The following is an 18753-nucleotide window of genomic DNA, read 5'->3' as shown; positions in this document are numbered from 1 at the left end:
GAAGCCAAACAGGAAAGATTTGGCAGGAGAAAGAACGACGAAGGCCCTGGTTTACGACAAGGCCTTCGTCAATCGAAGATCAGTATATCCTTTCATAAACGCCGTCGACTTCTCTCAGAATCGGCTCGTACGCCGCAACGTGCCTTCCGAAACAGATTCCCAGCGATTCATAGAGCGCCACCTGGTCGAGATCGACATATCGTTGTGCGATAGCTTTACTTGATTCGATGTACTCGATCTTGCGTCCCTTGACTTTGGAAATCGTTACACCGGTTTTGCCTTCCACAAGAAGTAGCACGGCAGCTGCACCCGCTTCGTAACCGTAATTGACATCGTAAGCAGAGGAGTTTCCTGCGCGCACAAGATGTCCGGGGTGGATTTCGCGCACTTCCGGGATTTCATAGATACCTTCCACGAACATACCTGTTTCTTTCATGAATTCCGGCATATCGGGATCGGCTTTCAGTCTTTTCTTGAGTTCCTGGCAGACGTATTTTCCAGCTCCAGCGAGTTTTTTATGGCCGAAAGCATCAACTCCGGCAGATTCGTCGACAATGTCGGAACCGTCAGCATTTTTAAGGCCTTCGGCAACGACAATGGTATACGTGCCGGCATGGACATCACTTTCCCTTATGCGTCGGGTGAAACGACCGACGATGTGCTCGTATACGATATCCCAGTCTGCCGGTATTTCGGGAATGAGGATGCAGTCCGCTTCAGCAGCAATCCCGCTCCTGAATGCAGTATGGCCGGCGTACCTTCCAAACACTTCTGTAACCAGAATGCGGTTATGTGTTCTACCGGTTGTTTTCAGGTCCTGGACGAACTGCGCAATACGGTTGATGGTGGAGTCACCACCTACAGAATAGGTTTGCAGGTCAAGGTCCATGGTTTTCGGTGCATGAATACAATGAATTCCGTTATTGTTCAGATCGACCATTACGCTGCCACTGTCGTCACCTCCGCTGATAACCAGACCGTCGAGTTCGAACTTTTTCATCCCTTCTTTGATACGGTTGTATTTTTCGGGATTGCTGATGGCTTTTATCTTTACTCTCGAGTGCCCGGCTTCCGAACCCGCAAAGTTACCGGAAAACTGATCAAGACGTGCGGGGTCGAGACGAACAAGCGTTTCCTGGTTTACGAGGTTGTACAGCCCGGCGTAGCCATTCGGAATGACATACATTTCGAGGCCTTTTGACAATGCCATGAATGCAGCTCCTTTAATGACTGCGTTGAGTCCTCCGCAGTCTCCGCCGCTGGTTAAGATGCCAATTTTTTTCACGGTAGCGCTCTCCTGGTTTGTTTAGTTTGTGAACGGCTGAAATTCAGTACACCAAGATAGATTATGCAACATGATTTATCAACTGAATTTGTCGCTGTTCCAAAGCGGTATCACGTTTTTTACAATCCGTCATTGACAACACTTTTTTGTTTCTCCGTCTCCTTCGAGAAATCCCGGGCATCTGTTTTCTGATGACAGCGATTCTCGGTGTCACAATGAACACGCGTCAACAATTTCAGGACTTTCTGCTATCTTCATCTTACCGGCTTCAAAATTCGGATTTCTATATTTTTTCGGTAATGACTCTATTCGATCATTTGCGAATCGCCTGGGCTCATCTCAGGGAGAGGAAGCGTCAGACCATACTGACCGCAATGGGAGTCGCGGTCGGATCGGCAATGTTGATCACGACGATTGCCGTTGCCGGAGGTATGTCGAGAAATGTCGTGAACAAGATTATCGATATCGCTCCACATGTTATTGTCAGTGCAAAAACGGTTGAACCTCTTGTGCCGGACAATCTGATCGGGGTTGAGAAAAACATGCTCGGTTTTGTCGAGAAAAATGTCACCGTGGAGGAAAAAGAGATAATCAAGAATTATTCCGACGTTGCCAGACGTATCGGTCAGCTCGAATCGGTGGAAGTGGTTTCTCCATACGTTACAAGCAATCTTATTGCCCGTAACAAATCTTGGTTTATCTCTTGTGTTGCAAGAGGTGTCGTTCCTGAAAAAGAAGCGGATATCGCTCGTCTTTCCTCAAAACTTCTCGAGCAGGAAGCGTTGAGAGAACTTGCCTATACACCTAACGGAATTTTGGTCGGCAACTTACTCGCTGAAGAACTCAATGTTTCCTACCACAGCCTTCTGTTGCTGATCAATCAGAAGGGTGAGGAGTTTCCGGTAACCGTTGTTGGCAGGTTCAGCACAGGGTTCAACGCAAAAGACAAGCAGGAGGCCTACATCAACCTCGCGCTTGCGCAGCGGATCGAAGGATTGGCTGCCAACTCCGTTACGGCTATAGGGATTAAGACTGCCGACGTCAGTCGGGCGGGTGCCGTTGCCGATGGTGTGGAGCGGCAAACCGGATACGAGTCCGAAAGCTGGGATGAAACAAACAGGAACGTGATCGATTTCTATAATCGAAACGGAACAATAACCCTTGTGCTTGTCGGTTTTGTTTTTATCGTTGCCGGTCTCGGGGTTTCATCGGTCATGACTACGGTTGTTCTTCAAAAAGTCAAAGACATCGCCATTATGCGGTCAATGGGCATTCAGCGCAGGAGCATCACTGGCATATTCACGGCTGAAGGCTTCATTATCGGTTTGTTCGGGGTGAGCTGCGGAGCTCCTTTGGGGCATCTTATCTGCAGAATGGTCGCCTCGATTCGTTTTGAAGCGAACACGGCAGGTGTGATGCAAAGCGATAGAATCAATGTATTGGAAACTCCGGAAGCGTATTTCATTGTCATTGTTTTCGGCATGATTATCTCGGTGATTTCAGCCTTCGGTCCGGCAAGGAAAGCTGCCGGTTATGTGCCGGTGAAGATTTTACGCGGACAGATGGGAGCGTAGTAAAGGCAAGTGGGAAGAAGTCAAAAGGCAAAACGCAATAGAAGCTATCCAGTCTCTTCTATCAGGCATATCGCGTGAGCGCAGACACCTTCTTCACGCCCGACGTAGCCGAGTTTTTCATTCGTGGTTGCCTTTACCGCCACCTTACTGATATCGATGTTCAGGCACTCGGCGATGTTTGCACGCATTGCCATGATGTGAGGGGCGACTTTGGGGCGTTCCATCAACAGCATCGAGTCAATATTTCCTATCGAATAACCTTCGTCCGAGAGCAGCTTGCCGACGTGGCGCAAGAGTATCTTGCTGTCGATATCCTTGAATTCCGGACTGGTGTCGGGAAAGTGTTTGCCTATGTCACCAAGAGCTGCCGCTCCCAAAAGGGCATCGCTGATTGCGTGCAAAAGTACATCTGCATCGCTGTGTCCCTTGAGTCCCGTTTCATGAGGAATCTCGACTCCGCCGACAATCAGTTTTCTTCCTTCGGCGAATTGATGTATGTCGATGCCTATTCCTACTCGCATAAACGGTAAGTTATTGATTGATTTGTCAATGTCAGGGAAACAAGATATGATTATATTTCAAAAAACAAGAATCCCGATACTGTACAAAATCCACCCATGAACATGCAGAGCATACGAAGGTTTTTCTGGATATGTTCCGGAACGCCTATCGAGATCATCGAAAAGTATCCTACGGAGCACAACAAGTTCATCGGAATCGGGGCTACCATTTTTTTTACCGCTCTTTTCGCCGGTTTGTCCGGTGGTTATGCACTGTACTATGTTTTTGCAGGAGCACCGCTTGCCATTGTGTTCGCCGTCGCGTTCGGTATTCTCTGGGGACTTGCCATTTTCAACCTCGACCGGTATATCGTTTCGAGCATCAACAAGACTTCAAAAGGATTGCGCCAGTTCTACCAGGCGTCACCCCGTCTGATTTTCGCGGTACTGATTGCTGTTGTTATTGCCCGTCCCCTCGAGCTCAAGATTTTCGACAAGGAGATTAAAGACGTTCTCAAGTCGCGCTATCTCGATGAGCAGCGGGAACATGTTTCAAGGGTTGGTGCGGCGTTTATCGAAAAATACGCACTTGAGCTTGGACAGATCGAGCGGCTGCAGAAAGAGTATGATTCCCTCGGCAAGGAGTTGACCCGTCTGCGTGAAGAGCTCAAGAAGGAGGTTTTCGGGGATAAGATTTCAACGACTTCGGGTGTTGTGGGTTTTGGGACCTATGCCCGAGAAAAACAGGCGGTTATTGATTCAAAACAGAAACGTGAGGAGTACCTCACTTCACAGCTGATAACACTTGAATCATATATAAACCGGCAGAAAGAGCTGGAAGGAATCAATACCCAGATGATGTTGTCGGACTCGTTGATGAATGCCAAAATATCCTATGCAGGGTTCGCCGACCGTAACTGGGCACTCGGACATCTGACGAGATCAGGCAATGACGTCAATAGCTCTTCTGCTCATGCGGTGCTGTTTATCACGTTGCTTTTTGTTGCGTTCGAATGTGCACCCATCCTGGTGAAACTCCTTTCGGATGCCGGTCCATCCGATGTCGATATTCATGAGTCCGAAGCAAGGATTATCCGTTGGTTGACGGCTACATCTCCCTTGTCGAAAAACCGTTTTGTCAGAGCGTACCGTGCCGTCGGTGGTAAACCCGGTCGACGGCTCACACGCAGGCTGTTGTATAATAAAAGAGTGAGAAAAGCAGGAGCGGCAGGTTTGCACGGTGGCGAGTAACGGATTAAAATGTTTTCAGGTTTTCCATCACTGCTTTCGCATTGCGTTTCAGCCGTTTCAAACCGGTACGGTAGATCGGGGTGGCCGCGAAAAGCATTTTGAATTGAGATCTTGTAAGGGTGAGAATCCGCTCAGGAGTGAGCCGGAGCAATTCTTCTCTCGGTGTCAGTTCAGGGCACGCTTCTGTTGATGATTGCTTTTTGTTGTGAGGGCAAACTTCCTGACAAATGTCGCAGCCGAAAAGCCAGTCACCGATCATTGCCGCTTCCTCTTTTGTGAATTCCCTTTTCAGCTCGACGGTCAGGTAAGAGATGCATCGGCGGGCATCGATTTTTCCGGGTTCAAGCAATGCCCCTGTCGGGCAGCTTTTGATGCAAATGTCGCAGTTGCCGCAAAGGTCCGGTACTTTTTTGACGCTGCTTTCAAGTTCTATATCGAGCAATATCTCACCGAGGAACAGGTAAGAGCCCGTTCCCGGTGAGAGGAGCACGGTGTTCTTGCCGGCTCTGCCGATTCCTGCTTTTTCGGCCCATGCTTTTTCGAAAACCGGAGAACTGTCGACAAATACTTTTCCTCTGACGTCACCCTCGTAGTTTCGGGAGATATAATCAAGTACTTCTTCGAGTTTGTTTCGCATGACGGTATGATAGTCGGGGCAAAGGGCATAGCGTGATATTTTTCCTTTTTTTCCCGTTTGTACACCCGGGAAATTATACGGCAGTGCGGCTGAAAAAATTGTTTTTGCTCCTGGCAAAAGGATTGCAGGATCGGTCCTTGCATCGAGGTTTTCCTGCATGTAACGCATCTCTCCATGACGGTTTTCTTCGATCATGGTGACGAGCCGGTCTGTCTCGTGCTGGCAGGATGAAAGTGAAATAAATCCTGCAGCGCTGAATCCGCATTCTTTTGCTTTTTGTAGAACGAGCGATAAAAACTTTTCTTTGCCCATCTCGAGACGAAAGGTTGTATTAAATGTATTTATTTATAAATATATGCCATGCTTTCATCTTGCTAATGTGAATTCTATCTCTATGGCCATGGATCGAAGGGAGTTTCTCGGTAAGCTTTTCAAACGGACAGGTATTGCCGCTGGAGTTACGGCAGCAGGCGCTGCAGGTGTATTGGGATATTATCAACCCCGTAAGCAGAGCTACAGGAGTGAGGGTGCGGAGCAAACCTCAGGGCTCGCTGACAGGCTCGAGTCTTCGAAAAAGGCTGTGATTATCGGTGGGGGTTTAGCCGGTATCAGTGCCGCTATGGAGCTTGCAAAGAGGAATTTCGACGTGACACTTATCGAAGCCTCGGCCGATCTCGGTGGAAAACTCACAGGTTGGGACGTCGATGCGCTGGGGGAGAGGTTCCCGGTTGAACATGGTTTTCACGGTTATTTCAACCAGTATTACAATCTCAACGAGATGTTTGCTGAATCAGGTGTCGGTGATGTATTCATGCCTGCTCCAGGTTATCCGGTGCTGTTCAAGGAGCGCCCTTTGGAGGTATTCGGCAACACACCGAAACTGTTTCCTCTGAACATTTTTTCCGTTTTGCAGCAATCCGATTCCCTCGATCTTTTTCCCATTCTCAAGGATTTCGATGGCATGATGCCGGTACTCAACATGTTTCGTTATGAATATGAACGCACATTCGAGGAGTATGACGGGATTGATTTCATGACCTACTGTCAAGAACAAAAAGTGCACGAACCTTTTTTCAGGACGGTACTCCATCCTTTTTCTGATGCGACGATGAATCGAATGGAGGTGCTTTCCGCTGCCGAGGCCATACGGTATTTTCATTTTTACTTTATGGGCAGCCCCGAAGCCCTTGGGTACCGGATTACAACGAAAAACTGTATGGATGCGCTCGTTCGTCCCATGGAACGGCGTTTGAAGGAGCTTGGGGTCAAGATTCTTTCAGGCAAGAAAGTCAAAAGGCTTCTGGTCGACGATCAACGGGTTTCAGGGGTTGAGCTCGAGGGTGGAGGTTCCGATGAAGTCATTGCCGTTGTGGACGCCTCCCGGGTCAAGACAGGGGAATGGACCTCGTTACGGACGGAAAACGGGCTGCCTGTTCTGTTAACTTCGCGTAACGGCGAATATGTTGCGTTCGATGCAACCTGTACGCACATGGGGTGTCCGGTTGTTCCGGACGAGAAGTTGAATGGGTTTTTCTGCCCCTGCCACGCCGGTGTTTTTGATTATGAAGGAAATGTGGTGAGCGGCCCACCTGAAACGCCACTACGGAAACTGCAGGTAACGGTTTCCGGTCATCAGTTGGTTGTTTCTTCCGGTCGAGGTGATGCTTCCGAGGTCTTGTCGTGTGATTACTGTGTCCTGGCATCGGATGTGACCGGAACAAAAAGGATCATCGAACGTTCCGATATCCGGCAGCCCGAATTCGAGTCGCGGATCGCATCACTCGGTACTGCCGATCCATACGTTGTATGGCGCCTTTGGCTGGATAGACCGGTCACCTCCGCCGAATATCCTTTTTATACGGTAGCCGGATTTACCTACACGGATTCGGTGTCTCTTTTTTCACGTTTTCAGGAACCCTTCATTTCCTGGGGGAAGAAGCAGGGAGGAAGTGTCGTTGAACTCCACGCTTATGCAATTGCCCCGGAGGATGTGCGTCCGAACGAGGTGATCAAGCAGACGATGCTGGAGGAGATGCACCATATGTTTCCTGAAACCAAAGACGCCACTATTCTTTACGATGTCTATATGCAGCAGCAGAATTTTACACGGTGGGCACCGGGAGATCATGCAAGACGTCCTGTGTCGGAAACACCTTTGGAGAACCTGTCTCTTGCAGGTGACTGGGTGAAAGTCGATGCTCCGGTCTTTCTCATGGAAGCCGCGGTGTTTACAGGACGTCTTGCAGCAAATGCAATCTGCAGCAAAGAAGCGCTGAAGCCAACGCCGTTACCGATAGTGCCAATGGACGGTTTGTTTGCCTGACAGGAAAGCAGCGAGTCATAAGGTACGCAGCATTGTCCTCACAATAGCGCGTTCATAACGTTCTCAAATCCGATACATGACGTGCTGAGATCCACGAAGGTGCGGGTTTGCAGAAGTGAGTGAAAATTCGCTAAATTTACACAAAGAGGTGATTCCTCATCTACCTGAATTATTCTTTCCTCGACCAAAGTACAATGATTCAGGACCTTTTTCCCGTTGTTCCGTAGTACAATATGAGATGTGGCAGTGTTTGACTGCATAACTATTAATCATTGAACCACAGGAGGAGCGCTATGGCGAAAACCAATGAAGCAAAAATCAAATCCCTCAACGACCGAAAAATCGATGTTGCTCTCAACATTCAGGAGCTTTGTATGGAATTGGCAAAAATCGATGCCGAAATATTGAGGGCTGGCGGCATGATACCTGTGGGCGGGACCATAGGAGGCACGATCGGAGGTGTAACCGGTGGTACGATAGGAGGAACCGTAGGAGGTACAATAGGCGGAACAATCGGTGGAACGATGGTCGACATTGCGGGTACGATAGGCGCTACGGGACGTTGTTGAAACCAGTCGTCAGTGATTGCGCATTGTTTCAGGAGACTGGAAAGACAGGTATGAGCGTTCCAGTCTCTTTCTATTTGCTATACGCTGTGTATCATCGTTTCCCTGAATGCAGAAACTCAAAGTATCGAAATATCTTCGCATAGTTCCCCGAGGGGTCGATTTTGCCGTCTATCATTCTCTGTACGGTAATCTTCTGCTTGTTGACGCAGAGGGGAAGGCATTGCTGCAAGCATTCGGCGGCGGTTGTTTTATCGATGAAGCCATACGAAAATTCAGTGCATATGATGCTTCTGTCGTCTGGTCGTATGTTCATGAGCTTCGGATGCGCGACTTTCTCGTTACCGACGATGCAGACGAGTATGGTTTGGTACATGCCGATGCGCTCAGGCGTGAAAAGCAGCTCGAGAAGGGTTATCTGCTTCGCGTCCTGCAGCTTGTCGTCGCCAATACGTGTAATTTCAATTGTACATACTGTTTTGTCGACAAGATGTATGGCTCCAAAGAACGGGACGCATTGCAGCATCGTCCGGAGAATATGACTATGAGCTTTTCGACGGCAAAGCAGTCGATTGAAAAGGCTCTCGATATTGTCGTTCGTAACGGCACACCTCAGCTCAATATCGAGTTTTTCGGCGGAGAGCCGTTGATGAACTGGCCGCTTATAAAGCGAGTGCTTGAAACGTTTCGTACAGAAAGTCCAAAGGGAATCGAATTATTGTACAGCGTAACGACAAATGGCTCACTCATTACCGAGGAGATGGCCAGACTGTTCAAGGAACATAACGTTACGGTGACTGTGAGCTTTGATTCTCCGGGTTCTTCTGCGCATCCGGCGGTAAAAGCGCAAAAGGGAGGGGATCCGGTAAAAGAAAAACTCGAGATCCTGAAAAAATATGGTAACTGGGTTACCTTCAATGCAGTTATTTCGAGAGAGACGGTCGACAGCTATGACGGAAAGGCGCTGATAGATACTGCAAAACAATATCATATAGCTATGGTCGGCTTGATTCTCGACCTCGATCTCTCCTTTTACAGTAAAGAAAGTCGAAGAAAAAAAGTGATCGAGCAGTTATGGGCTACCTATGAATATGGCAGGGATCAAGGTGTCGCTGTTGTTGGCTACTGGTATCAGATTTTTAATCAAATAGCGGGACTGCAGCCGATTAATCTTCTCTCCGGCTATAAAACTTGTCCGGCTACAGGCTGCAAGGTTAGTGTTGAGCCTGAAGGGCATGTATTTATATGTAAATGTTGTTCAGATTATCTGGGTCATGTTTCTCAGCTCGAAGCGGTCCTGAAATCGGAAAGATATCGGCGATATTCCATGCAGGCGTATCGCAATGCTCCCGGATGTGATGGTTGTGCGATCGAGGGATTTTGCTCCGGAGTCTGTATGGGTGCCCTGGAAAAGAAATATCAAAGAATCGATATCGTCGAAAGCAGTTCGTGTGAAGTGTATAAAGGCATTACAAGAAAACTGTTGCAGAACGTCGATTCAAACGATGTCGAGGTTCGTTACCTGCATCAGGACAAGAACACATCTCGAATATGAACAGGCATCGAAAGTTACAGACATCGAAATACTTGCGATATATCACGAGGCATGACGGTTTTGCGCTGTATCATTCGCTCTATGGAGGGCTGTGTATCGTCGATGGTGATATACGTCACCTGTTCGAAGTTTTCCAGACTCCGAGATCGGCTCATGAAGTGGTTACGGCAGGATGTGCTTTTGATGAACTCCGTATACAGTCATTCATGCAGCTTTTTGAAGAGAGAGGTTTTCTTGTAGAGGACGGTTCCAATGAGTCTGGACAGCTAGAGGATTATCTTGAAACAATGGAAAAAAGGCTGCACAAAGGGGGACAAGTCGGGGTTGTACAGCTGGTTCTGACGAATCTGTGCAATTTTCGCTGTGAGTACTGTTTTGTCAATAGCATTTATTCTTCCAAGGAGCGGCTGGATGCTCAAGCTTCGAAAAACAACAGGGTGATGCATGTCGAGGAGGCCCGGACTTACCTTGAAAACGTTATTGATATTGCAAGGAAAAACGGTAAGACGGGTTTGTCCGTACAGTTTTTCGGGGGTGAACCTCTCTTGAACTGGAAGGTGATGAAATTTGTCCTCGAGCATTTTGGCGACGGTGAAGAACATGGGCTGGAGATAACGTACAGTATCGTGACCAATGGTTCATTGATAACGGATGAAATTGCGGCGTATTGCAAAAAGCACAAAGTTTCGGTTATAGTCAGTTTTGATGCTCCTTCAGGTGAGCAGCGTGTGTGTAAAAACGGAAAAAACGGAGGTGAGCTGGTCGAACAAGGCTTGTCGTTGCTCAACAAATACTATAATCACGTTGCATTCAATGCAGTTTTGTCGAGTGAGACCTTTGCTGTTTTCGGATACGAGCTTGTTGATTTCGCTCTCGAACACTATGTATTTGACATTGGTGTTCTGCTCGATCTGAGCCCTGGATTTTATGAAAAATATTCGGCGAAGGACATTGTCGATACACTTTGGGATGTTTACTGTTACGGTAAACAGAAGGGGGTGCAGCTTACAGGATACTGGCATATGATCTTCCAACAGCTCGTTCACAAGAACCTGTATAGAACGCGCGGGTTCAAAACCTGTTCCGCTACGGGTTGCCAGTTGAGTATAGAGCCTTCAGGAGATGTTTTTGCCTGTAAAGGATCTTCCGGCTACTTTGGAAATATTCTGCGTATCGATGAGCTGCTTGCTTCTGAAAAGTACAGAAAGTACGCATCGAGAGCATTCAGTAATTCTCCTGAGTGTGCCGGGTGTGCAATAGAGGGTTTTTGTTCCGGCTTTTGCCTGGGGCCTCTTGAAAAGAAATATGGCAGTATATCTGTTATGGAAAAAAATGCTTGTGCGGTCTACATGGAACTGACCAGGCGCCTGATCGCTGATATGGATTCGGAAGATGTCGCAGTATTTACCATACAGAGACCCGAAAAGGTTGAGCATCATGCCCGCGAGCGTCTCTCCTGAGCGGTTTCAGGCGCGGAGGTGAAAAGTTTTTTAGCCGGATTCCCCGGTTTTCTCTCTTGATAGTTTCAGAATAGTATAATGTGGGTCCCGATAGACTCGTTTGCCAGGAAAACCAGCTGGCAGAGCTGCTGTTGAGTTGATAATGCAATGGGTGATCGGATACGTCTCAATGAGGTCGGCTAAAGTCTGAATTCGTTTTTCGGGCAAAGTAGAGCTATAAAACGCCTGGGCTTTTTTACAGCGTGTATCCCATTCAATAATTTCTGTATCCTTGTAAGGATGGGTTTTCGTGTTGATGAGAATCGGAATACCGGTTTCGAGCCGGAATTTGTCGAAAGCACTGTTTTCAGGCGGAACGAGATAGAGATCTTCCGAAGATGCGTGGCGGGCGGCATAATCGATGACATTCATCTCTTTGCCATTATCGTACCTTTCAAATGCGTTGACCTGCTTTTGTATTTGCCGGATTGTAAGTAATGTCACAAGCGTACCGATGATCACGGTAACGATAGGTAGCGCTTTTTTATGATGTTCGAAAAAGGGGCTGCATGTTTGCCCGAGCCATCCGGCAAGAATGGCGATTGCAAGAGGAGCGAGAAAAACTGAGCTTCGCCAGGGGGTTGAAAACGCCAGTGTCGCATTCGGAAAAAAATACAGATAGAGGCCTGAAACAACTATAACAAGATAGAGGCTGCTCATAATTGGAAAAAGCCTGCTTTTTCTGATAAGAAGTATCGAAAGTAGCATGACTCCCAGTTGTAGAAAAGATTCCGATTCCAACCAGAGACGTATATCGGTATGGTGCGGTATCCTCTGATTTGCGAGGATGTTCATTGCCTGCGTGTACAACGGTTCTGTTGTTGGAGAAAAGAGAATGATGTAGCGAATGACGAGAGGTGCTGAAAGCAGTGCGAAAAGGCTGAAGGGGACAATTGCTTTTTGCAGACCCTGCTTCTCTTTTATCAACGTAAGGATTGAATAGTTGGCTTGTACGATAAGGGCTGTAGGAAGGTATGTCGGATGAAATGCTGCAGAAAGTGCGAGAAGAACCGATGCTGTTTTTGCATGATTGTTGAGAAACCGTTCAATGGAGAGTAGAAGAAACACTCCGAATACGCAGGGCTGAAAATATTTTCCGAGCAGGTACTGGTCGGCAAGTCCTGAAGGGTTTGCCTTGTGAATGAAGAAAAACAACCCAAGATAAATGATCATTGGCGCTGTTTTTCTCAATTCCGGAAAAAGGTTTTGTGCGATTTTGCCAAGTGAGTAGAAGTAGATCAATAGAAGAAAACCAAAGAAAACGTAGGTGACTTCAATGGCGTTGGAGAGGTAGAGGGATCTTATGAGTGCGGTGAAAAAGGGAAGAGGGTCGAGTGTACCGGCCATCCAATCGTTTTCGAGAAAACCGTATCCGGCATCGCCTGCACCGTGCAGGAACTTCGTGTTCTGGTTTTTTGTATAGAGCGGTTCCTTTTGATGATATACGGCATAAAACAGTCCTGGTATGATCCATTGTAGTTCTTGCAACTTCGAAGCTTTGGCGCTATTCATCAAATTTTTAGTCGATTTTCAATGGTTTACTCGTACCCAGAGGAGTTGGAAAAAGGAATACCAGGAGGTAGGACGATGCCGTCATGGTCACGATCGCGACAAGTTGTATGAGCTGTGAATCCGCTGCGCTTATCAACCCTTTTTCGGCGGCAAGAACGGCGATGATCAGGGAAAACTCGCTGTTTTGGCCGAGCCGGAATCCCATTTCTCTGCTGAATTTGGGTGTTTCATTCGTGAGTTTGAAAGCCACTCTGTATACCAGGGGTTTGAGAACCAGCAGAACTGCTGAAAGCAGTACTGTCGGCCAAACGATGGTCTGCATGAGTGCAAAGTCCATTTTCGCACCGAGTGTGAAAAAGAAAAGTACCAGAAAAAAGTCCCTGAAGAATTTCAGGTTTTCGGCAAGATAATTTGAAAGAGGCCCGCTTGCCAGAGCGACACCGGCAATGAATGCGCCGATTTCGTGGCTCATACCTATATATTCGGAGAGCAAGGCAAGGCTGAAGCACCAGGCGAGAGCGACCATATTGAGCAGTTCATTATAGCGCTGGACCTGCATTATGATTTTTCTGATGATGTAGCGTTCTGCTAGAATCGCCACAACGGTCAGAAGAACGCCGATCAGAATGCTGGTAATCCATCCGACTACCGAAGAGCTGCTTCCTCCATTGATGAACGCTATTGCGAGGACGGCGAAAATATCCTGCATGATCAATACCGCTATCGCAACCGCCCCCATATGTTTCTGGTGAAGGGTGATGGTCGGCATAAGCTTGACGACCAGGATGGTACTGGAAAACATCATCGCGACGCCAGTAATGACCGATTCCAGGATCGAGGCTCCGAACGTATAAAAGATACCGCCTGTAACCAGTGCAAAAATACCGCTTGTCAATAACGTCAGCGGAAACGTTTTGCTGAAAAGCTCGAGCAGTCTCCTCGGGTGGAGCGAAAGGCCGGCGAGGAAAAGCAGAAGCGTTATGCCTATGTTGGACGCCTCGTTGATAAACTCGATTTTGGTGACAAGTTTGAGACCCCAGGGACCGAGCAGAACTCCGGCAACGATATATGAGATAATGATCGGCTGACGTGTGAGCAGAGAGAGCCAACCGAGTATCGTCGATACGATCACTACCAGTGCTATTTCAAGAAAAACGACATTTTCCATACGGCTTTCGGATATAGAGGTCAGGTGCTGAAAATGCCCTGTGAGTTTATGTATTGAGCAACGTTAAACTTACGCACGCATCCATTATAGTTCATATACCTTATTTTGCCAAAAACGGGACGTTCGAACCACGGCCGGTCATGAACGCCACCGATTGACCACGCAACGCCGGTAAAGCCGTTTGGGTCTCTTCCATCGAGTGAGTATGTGTCGTTCAGGTAAATCGCCGTCTCGAATGCTGTTTCGGGATCGGGTGTCCATTCCAGAATTTTTTTTGCCCAGTACATTCGCAGATAGCCGTGCATTTTTCCTTTTTTTCCGAGTTCTTTCTGGGCGGCATTCCAGAGCGGGTCATGTGTCGAGGCCCGTTCGAATTCATCGAGAGTGTAGAGGTAATCCCTTTTGTCGGTACGGTGTTGGTTCAGAGTTTCTTTTGCCCAGGGATGTATACCGGAAAGAGAGTCGTAATGCTCGTTGTAATAGCAATAGTTATCGGCAAGTTCACGTCTGATGACGAGTTCCTCCAGGAAAACGTCCTTGGATTCCTTTCGGGCTCGGCTTTTTTGTATCTCGAGCGCTATATGCTGTGCGCTTATCTGACCAAAATGCAGATAGGGGGACAAGTCTGAAACGGCATGTGCATTCGGATCGTTTCTTTTTTCTGCATAGTCGTTCAGCCGGTGTTCGATAAAGTCTTCAAGAACTTTTTGTGCGGCATCTTCGCCAGGGTCGATCCATGAAACGGGTTTCACAGCCCTGTTTATATGGAGTTTTTCGTATAGCTTTTCCCAGTTGACAGGATAAGGGAGCGTTGTGTTGTCGGATTGCTGACGTTGGAGCTCAGGGAAGACGGTGAGAAAGGTTTCGAGCCGTCCATTGATTTTCGGACGGATCGTTCGGGCTGAAAATTCGAGTTTGCGTGAAGCCGTCCAGCAGGGAACGATGTTGTGGGCATCGACTTCATAAACAGGTATGGAAAGCTGTCCGAAGACCTTTTTTTTCCATACGAGGGAGGTTTTCAGAGGAGAAAAATCAGCGACAACAGCACCGGCTTTATGTTCTGCGGCGAAAGACGGAAGCTCTGATTCAGGATTGCCTGCTCTGACAAAGAAAGGTATGTTGAGAGTTTGGAGCTTTTTTTCCACCTGCATCATGTTTTTCAACATGAAATCGTAATGCCGTAACGCAGCTTGCGGATAAGAGGTGACGAGGTTGAACAGGACGATTAACGGCTGGTTGCTGTCCAATGACAACTGTTCGGCAAACAGAAGCGCCCAGTTATGACGTACTCGTTGATCCCTCGACATCCAGTAGATAACCGGGCCGTCGAGACGCTGCTTGGAATTCAGGCAGCGGATTCGTTCTGGATGAATCATGGTTGCGGTTTTAGTTCAGATAATCTCCGCAACGTGCAAAAAGTTTTTCAAAATCGTAGTACCTGTGTGTTTATAATCTACGTGGATATCATGAAAGGTTTCCATCAGTTGCGCATGATCCATGGATCGCAGATCGTTGTCGATCGACAACCATGAAAGCAGGAGTTGCGGGGTCAATTCGAAATGTGATTGAATGCCGTAGGCGCGGTTGGATACTTTGACGATCTGATTTTTGCAGAATTCACCGGTTGCGAGAAGCGATATTCCGTCGTGAAGAGTGACTGTTTCACCGTGTAACTGGAAAACGCGAAGTCTCTTGCCAAGATCATCGAAAAGAGGATCCTCGATACCTTGTAACGTAAGGTCGACTGTGAATGGGGTTCCATCGGGTCCAAAAAAACCAGTTTCTTTGGCCGAGCACTTTGTTACCGTGCCTTTGGCGGCTTTTACGAGTGTTTGCATTCCGAGGCAGATGCCGAGGTAGGGGATGTTCTCCTGGAGAATGATGTCGGTAGTGCTCAGTTCATCGAGCATGACTTCGGTCAGGTCGTTCGCGCTCTGTGGGCCACCGAGGGTTATCACGGCCGAGTAGTCACGGGGATCGGGATACGGTTCACTTCTGGAAAGATCAACGATGAGAGAAGGGATGGAATATTCTTCAATCAAGCCTGAAAGCAGGCCGGGACCTTCGTGAGGTACATGTTGAATGATAAGAACTGGTCGGGGCATGGGTTTATTATCACAATTGTGGCTGTAGCCATGTCGAGAGAACTCTGGCAAGATCTTCCTTTCCAAAAGGTTTTCCGAGATGGTCGTTCATGCCGCTTTGTTTTGCAAGGGCTATGTTCGCATCATCGGTGTTCCCGGTAAGTGCAATAATCGGGATTTCCCTGTACTTGTCAAATCTCTTGAAACGTTTGCCTTCCCTGATTATTTTCGTGGTGTTGACACCGTTCAATACAGGCATTTCCATATCCATGAAAATGAGCTCATAGTCGTTTTTTTCCAGATGCTCGAGCGCCTCTTCCCCGTTTTCGGCTTGCATGACACAAGCTCCCATATGTTCAAGAATAAAGCTTATGAATTTTCGGCTGGTGTGGTTATCGTCGACAATGAGTATGTCTACATTGTCGAGAAAGATATCATGGTTGCAGATGAACGGCTCTGTTTCTGAAAAAAAATACTTTTCGAAAAGAAAGTGGATATGTTTTCTCCGGGGAGGCCTAGGGATAAGCTCGTTCATTTCTGAGCCAAGAAGCCTCTGTTTCGTTTGGTATTCGGAGTGATTGGAAAGCCCGATGATCGGGATTTCCTTGTAATTCGTGGCTGGAAACTGAGGGTTGTGTTTCTTTCGGCGTATTTGCCTTGCCACCTCATCTCCTGGTGAGAAGGGCATTTCTAAATTCACAAGTATCAGGTCGAAATGCTGCCGTAAAAGCATGGAGAGTGCCTGCGTTCCGTTTTGTGCATGTCTGGTGTTGCAATGCCATTCGCTGAGATATTTGTCTGCTATACGGCGGTTATTCGAATTGTTGTCCACAATCAGAATGTTTTTGTCTTGAAGAACCTCTTTTTTGAGGTTCTCAGCCTCTTTGGAGTGATACAGGGGAAAATGAAGGGTGAATTCCGTCCATTCGCTTTTTTTTGATTCGCAGGTAATGTTGCCTCCGAATGAAATCAATACCCGCTTGCAAAAAGCCAGTCCTAAACCGATGCCTTCTTTTTTACCGTAACTGTAGAAATCGTCAAAAACTCGCTCAAGCTTCGATGCCGGAATACCGGGCCCCGTGTCGCGCACTTTGATGGTGTTGCCGTTTGAACCGGTTTGCGTGGAGATTTCAATGATAAACCCTTGTTTAGCCTTGAAGTATAGAGCATTTTTAATGAGGTTGAAGAGAACATAGACAAGAAGGTCTTTGTCACCGAAGAAATCAAAATCTTTTTCTCCAAGAACTTGTATAAGGTTACGGTCATCAGGGTTCTCATAACTATAATCACCGATAGCGTCATGAATGCTGCTTACAGCGTTGACCTGCCTGAATGTGTTTCGGTCAACGGGCAGTCCCTGCAGGTTGTTCAGGATTGAGTCAATGATCTTGTTCGCTCTGATGAGGGTTTTCGAACTTTCTTCGATGATATTATGCAGGCTTATCAGGCCGGATCTGCTGAGTTCATAGTGCTGGTCATACTTTTCATTTTCGATTTTTCCGGGTTTTTCCGGAAGAATGGACTTAACCGAACCTATTGCGTTGGCAATGGAATGCAGAGGATTTCTCATTTCATGGGCTATGCTTCCACTCAGACTTTGAAGCAAGGATATTTTTGTTTGGTTCGCTGTTTGTTTTCTGTGGCTCGTGATAACCCCTACAAGAAGCAGAAAAAAAAAGGTTGGAACGTACAGCCACTGAAAATAGGTGAATTGGATCTGTCCATCGAGGAGCCAGACCGTAAGAAATGCCAGACTGTATCCGGTGATCGACAGGAAGAGTATCCAGCTCCAGTCTTCAATAATGATAATCAGTAGTGCGAGGGCAATGAGTGTCGAGATGAACCACGTGGTGTTCCACTCATTTTTATGCAGCATGAAGCTGAAAAAAAAGGGCAGAAGAAACGTTATCACGATGAAAAAGAAGACCGGGAAAAATTTTTTGACTTTTTCGGAGAAGTTGTTGTAGAAAAAGAATGGAATGCCTATAGCTGCGTTGATCAGGCGGAAGATCAAATTTTCATATGGTTGGGGTAGAAGGTGCGACCAGATATAATAAAAGAGAGGATTGCCAACCAAAGAGAGCACCCCGATGATCTGGAGATCGTGCACGTTGCGCTCGAAAGCTAATAGGGTCTTTGAGGCTAACTTATTGTACAATGCATTTTTCTGCATGCTTTTAGCGACAAGCGTCAGGTATACTTCCTGGTTGCAAGATGTATACTTCGGTTCGTTGTCCGGCCGATGGTAACGGTTTTATTGGTAAACATATTTTTATTGGCCTCATCATTGGTATGAGGTATGTGCTTGACTGTGAAAAGGTTATGGTGATTGTTCCCCTATTCCTGCTGAGTGACGAGGGGTTGTTTTTCAATACAGGGTGTATGCGGTGACGCATCTTTTGAGTATAGTGCGCGAGTGAGAAATAAAAAAGTATAGATATCGATTTTATTTCTCTTTGCAGGCCGGTACGATTGCGTGACTGCATTTTCAGCCAGTTGTCTTCAAAAAAACAGGGATGAAGTGAAGATGTGGGATTGGAAATCTACTAAGAGAAAAGGTCTGTAGAGTGTTTATTCAGAGCTAGGGCCGTTTTCTGAACAAGTGTAACAGCTTTTTCAGAAGACTTTGTTTCGGCCTGCTTGTAACCGGTAAACCATCTTTTTTCCACCGAATGATCCCGTGCTCCAGATTGAAAACCTTGCGGTGTCCATGGTTGACGAGAAGGCGCGCAGCGAACAGGCTGCGATTACCCCTCCTGCAAGCGATTATCACCTTGCGTGTTGCCGGTATTTCCTCCA

General features: G+C 47.3%; 15 protein-coding genes. 6 read left to right on the top strand and 9 right to left on the bottom strand.

Features of this window, described 5'->3' with window-relative positions; translation table 11 throughout:
• Positions 1 to 79: 79 nt before the first annotated feature.
• Positions 80 to 1285, bottom strand: coding sequence for a 6-phosphofructokinase (locus QZ209_RS11865; protein ID WP_294348204.1), 1206 nt, complete (start codon positions 1283 to 1285; stop codon positions 80 to 82).
• Positions 1286 to 1584: 299 nt separating this feature from the next.
• Here QZ209_RS11865 and QZ209_RS11860 point away from each other — a divergent pair, with 299 nt between their 5' ends.
• Positions 1585 to 2859 carry an FtsX-like permease family protein gene (locus QZ209_RS11860; protein ID WP_294348236.1) on the top strand — a complete coding sequence of 425 codons (1275 nt, stop codon included), beginning with the start codon at positions 1585 to 1587 and terminating at the stop codon, positions 2857 to 2859.
• A gap of 44 nt (positions 2860 to 2903) precedes the next feature.
• On the opposite strand, the gene ispF is transcribed toward QZ209_RS11860, so the two are convergent.
• Positions 2904 to 3380 carry a 2-C-methyl-D-erythritol 2,4-cyclodiphosphate synthase gene (gene ispF, locus QZ209_RS11855; RefSeq protein WP_294348200.1) on the bottom strand — a complete coding sequence of 159 codons (477 nt, stop codon included), beginning with the start codon at positions 3378 to 3380 and terminating at the stop codon, positions 2904 to 2906.
• 96 nt (positions 3381 to 3476) lie between these two features.
• On the opposite strand from ispF, the gene QZ209_RS11850 reads away from it, so the two are divergent.
• Complete coding sequence (locus tag QZ209_RS11850; protein ID WP_294348197.1) at positions 3477 to 4610, top strand: DUF4407 domain-containing protein; 1134 nt, start codon at positions 3477 to 3479, stop codon at positions 4608 to 4610.
• A gap of 4 nt (positions 4611 to 4614) precedes the next feature.
• On the opposite strand, the gene queG is transcribed toward QZ209_RS11850, so the two are convergent.
• Entirely contained in the window at positions 4615 to 5559 is a 945-nt protein-coding gene (gene queG / locus QZ209_RS11845) for a tRNA epoxyqueuosine(34) reductase QueG (RefSeq protein WP_294348194.1), read from the bottom strand.
• A gap of 88 nt (positions 5560 to 5647) precedes the next feature.
• On the opposite strand from queG, the gene QZ209_RS11840 reads away from it, so the two are divergent.
• The 4 genes from QZ209_RS11840 to QZ209_RS11825 all read left to right on the top strand — a co-directional run bounded on the left by QZ209_RS11840 (position 5648) and on the right by QZ209_RS11825 (position 11151).
• On the top strand, positions 5648 to 7570 hold the full coding sequence (locus tag QZ209_RS11840) for an FAD-dependent oxidoreductase (RefSeq protein WP_294348234.1): 1923 nt from the start codon (positions 5648 to 5650) through the stop codon (positions 7568 to 7570).
• Between the two features lie 293 nt (positions 7571 to 7863).
• On the top strand, positions 7864 to 8139 hold the full coding sequence (locus QZ209_RS11835) for a hypothetical protein (protein ID WP_294348192.1): 276 nt from the start codon (positions 7864 to 7866) through the stop codon (positions 8137 to 8139).
• 106 nt (positions 8140 to 8245) lie between these two features.
• Positions 8246 to 9691, top strand: coding sequence for a radical SAM protein (locus QZ209_RS11830; RefSeq protein WP_294348188.1), 1446 nt, complete (start codon positions 8246 to 8248; stop codon positions 9689 to 9691).
• On the top strand, positions 9688 to 11151 hold the full coding sequence (locus QZ209_RS11825; protein ID WP_294348185.1) for a radical SAM protein: 1464 nt from the start codon (positions 9688 to 9690) through the stop codon (positions 11149 to 11151). The genes QZ209_RS11830 and QZ209_RS11825 overlap by 4 nt, the downstream gene beginning before the upstream one ends.
• Positions 11152 to 11181: 30 nt before the next feature.
• On the opposite strand, the gene QZ209_RS11820 is transcribed toward QZ209_RS11825, so the two are convergent.
• The 6 genes from QZ209_RS11820 to QZ209_RS11795 form a co-directional block, all read right to left on the bottom strand.
• Positions 11182 to 12702, bottom strand: coding sequence for a DUF6798 domain-containing protein (locus tag QZ209_RS11820; RefSeq protein ID WP_294348182.1), 1521 nt, complete (start codon positions 12700 to 12702; stop codon positions 11182 to 11184).
• Between the two features lie 7 nt (positions 12703 to 12709).
• Positions 12710 to 13870, bottom strand: a complete 1161-nt coding sequence (locus QZ209_RS11815) for a cation:proton antiporter (protein WP_294348181.1) — start codon at positions 13868 to 13870, stop codon at positions 12710 to 12712.
• A 20-nt stretch (positions 13871 to 13890) separates the two neighbouring features.
• A complete protein-coding gene (locus tag QZ209_RS11810) occupies positions 13891 to 15246 on the bottom strand; it encodes a deoxyribodipyrimidine photo-lyase (RefSeq protein ID WP_294348178.1) in 1356 nt (451 codons plus the stop codon).
• A 15-nt stretch (positions 15247 to 15261) separates the two neighbouring features.
• Positions 15262 to 15975 carry a type 1 glutamine amidotransferase gene (locus QZ209_RS11805; RefSeq protein WP_294348175.1) on the bottom strand — a complete coding sequence of 238 codons (714 nt, stop codon included), beginning with the start codon at positions 15973 to 15975 and terminating at the stop codon, positions 15262 to 15264.
• Between the two features lie 10 nt (positions 15976 to 15985).
• Complete coding sequence (locus tag QZ209_RS11800) at positions 15986 to 18064, bottom strand: hybrid sensor histidine kinase/response regulator (RefSeq protein ID WP_294348169.1); 2079 nt, start codon at positions 18062 to 18064, stop codon at positions 15986 to 15988.
• A 471-nt stretch (positions 18065 to 18535) separates the two neighbouring features.
• A partial coding sequence (locus QZ209_RS11795) for a rhodanese-like domain-containing protein (RefSeq protein ID WP_294348166.1) occupies positions 18536 to 18753 on the bottom strand: 218 nt, incomplete at its 5' end.

Source organism: Prosthecochloris sp. (assembly GCA_015482705.2).
Taxonomy (GTDB): Bacteria; Bacteroidota; Chlorobiia; order Chlorobiales; family Chlorobiaceae; genus Prosthecochloris.
This window is presented reverse-complemented; position numbering and strand designations above follow the sequence as displayed.

What these genes read in the sequence shown, in the direction of transcription:
- QZ209_RS11860 (WP_294348236.1), top strand. Translation starts at nt 1,585, where the DNA reads ATGACTCTATTCGATCATTTGCGAATCGCCTGGGCTCATCTCAGGGAG.
- ispF (WP_294348200.1), bottom strand. Translation starts at nt 3,380, where the DNA reads ATGCGAGTAGGAATAGGCATCGACATACATCAATTCGCCGAAGGAAGA.
- QZ209_RS11850 (WP_294348197.1), top strand. Translation starts at nt 3,477, where the DNA reads ATGAACATGCAGAGCATACGAAGGTTTTTCTGGATATGTTCCGGAACG.
- queG (WP_294348194.1), bottom strand. Translation starts at nt 5,559, where the DNA reads ATGGGCAAAGAAAAGTTTTTATCGCTCGTTCTACAAAAAGCAAAAGAA.
- QZ209_RS11840 (WP_294348234.1), top strand. Translation starts at nt 5,648, where the DNA reads ATGGATCGAAGGGAGTTTCTCGGTAAGCTTTTCAAACGGACAGGTATT.
- QZ209_RS11835 (WP_294348192.1), top strand. Translation starts at nt 7,864, where the DNA reads ATGGCGAAAACCAATGAAGCAAAAATCAAATCCCTCAACGACCGAAAA.
- QZ209_RS11830 (WP_294348188.1), top strand. Translation starts at nt 8,246, where the DNA reads ATGCAGAAACTCAAAGTATCGAAATATCTTCGCATAGTTCCCCGAGGG.
- QZ209_RS11825 (WP_294348185.1), top strand. Translation starts at nt 9,688, where the DNA reads ATGAACAGGCATCGAAAGTTACAGACATCGAAATACTTGCGATATATC.
- QZ209_RS11820 (WP_294348182.1), bottom strand. Translation starts at nt 12,702, where the DNA reads ATGAATAGCGCCAAAGCTTCGAAGTTGCAAGAACTACAATGGATCATA.
- QZ209_RS11815 (WP_294348181.1), bottom strand. Translation starts at nt 13,870, where the DNA reads ATGGAAAATGTCGTTTTTCTTGAAATAGCACTGGTAGTGATCGTATCG.
- QZ209_RS11810 (WP_294348178.1), bottom strand. Translation starts at nt 15,246, where the DNA reads ATGATTCATCCAGAACGAATCCGCTGCCTGAATTCCAAGCAGCGTCTC.
- QZ209_RS11805 (WP_294348175.1), bottom strand. Translation starts at nt 15,975, where the DNA reads ATGCCCCGACCAGTTCTTATCATTCAACATGTACCTCACGAAGGTCCC.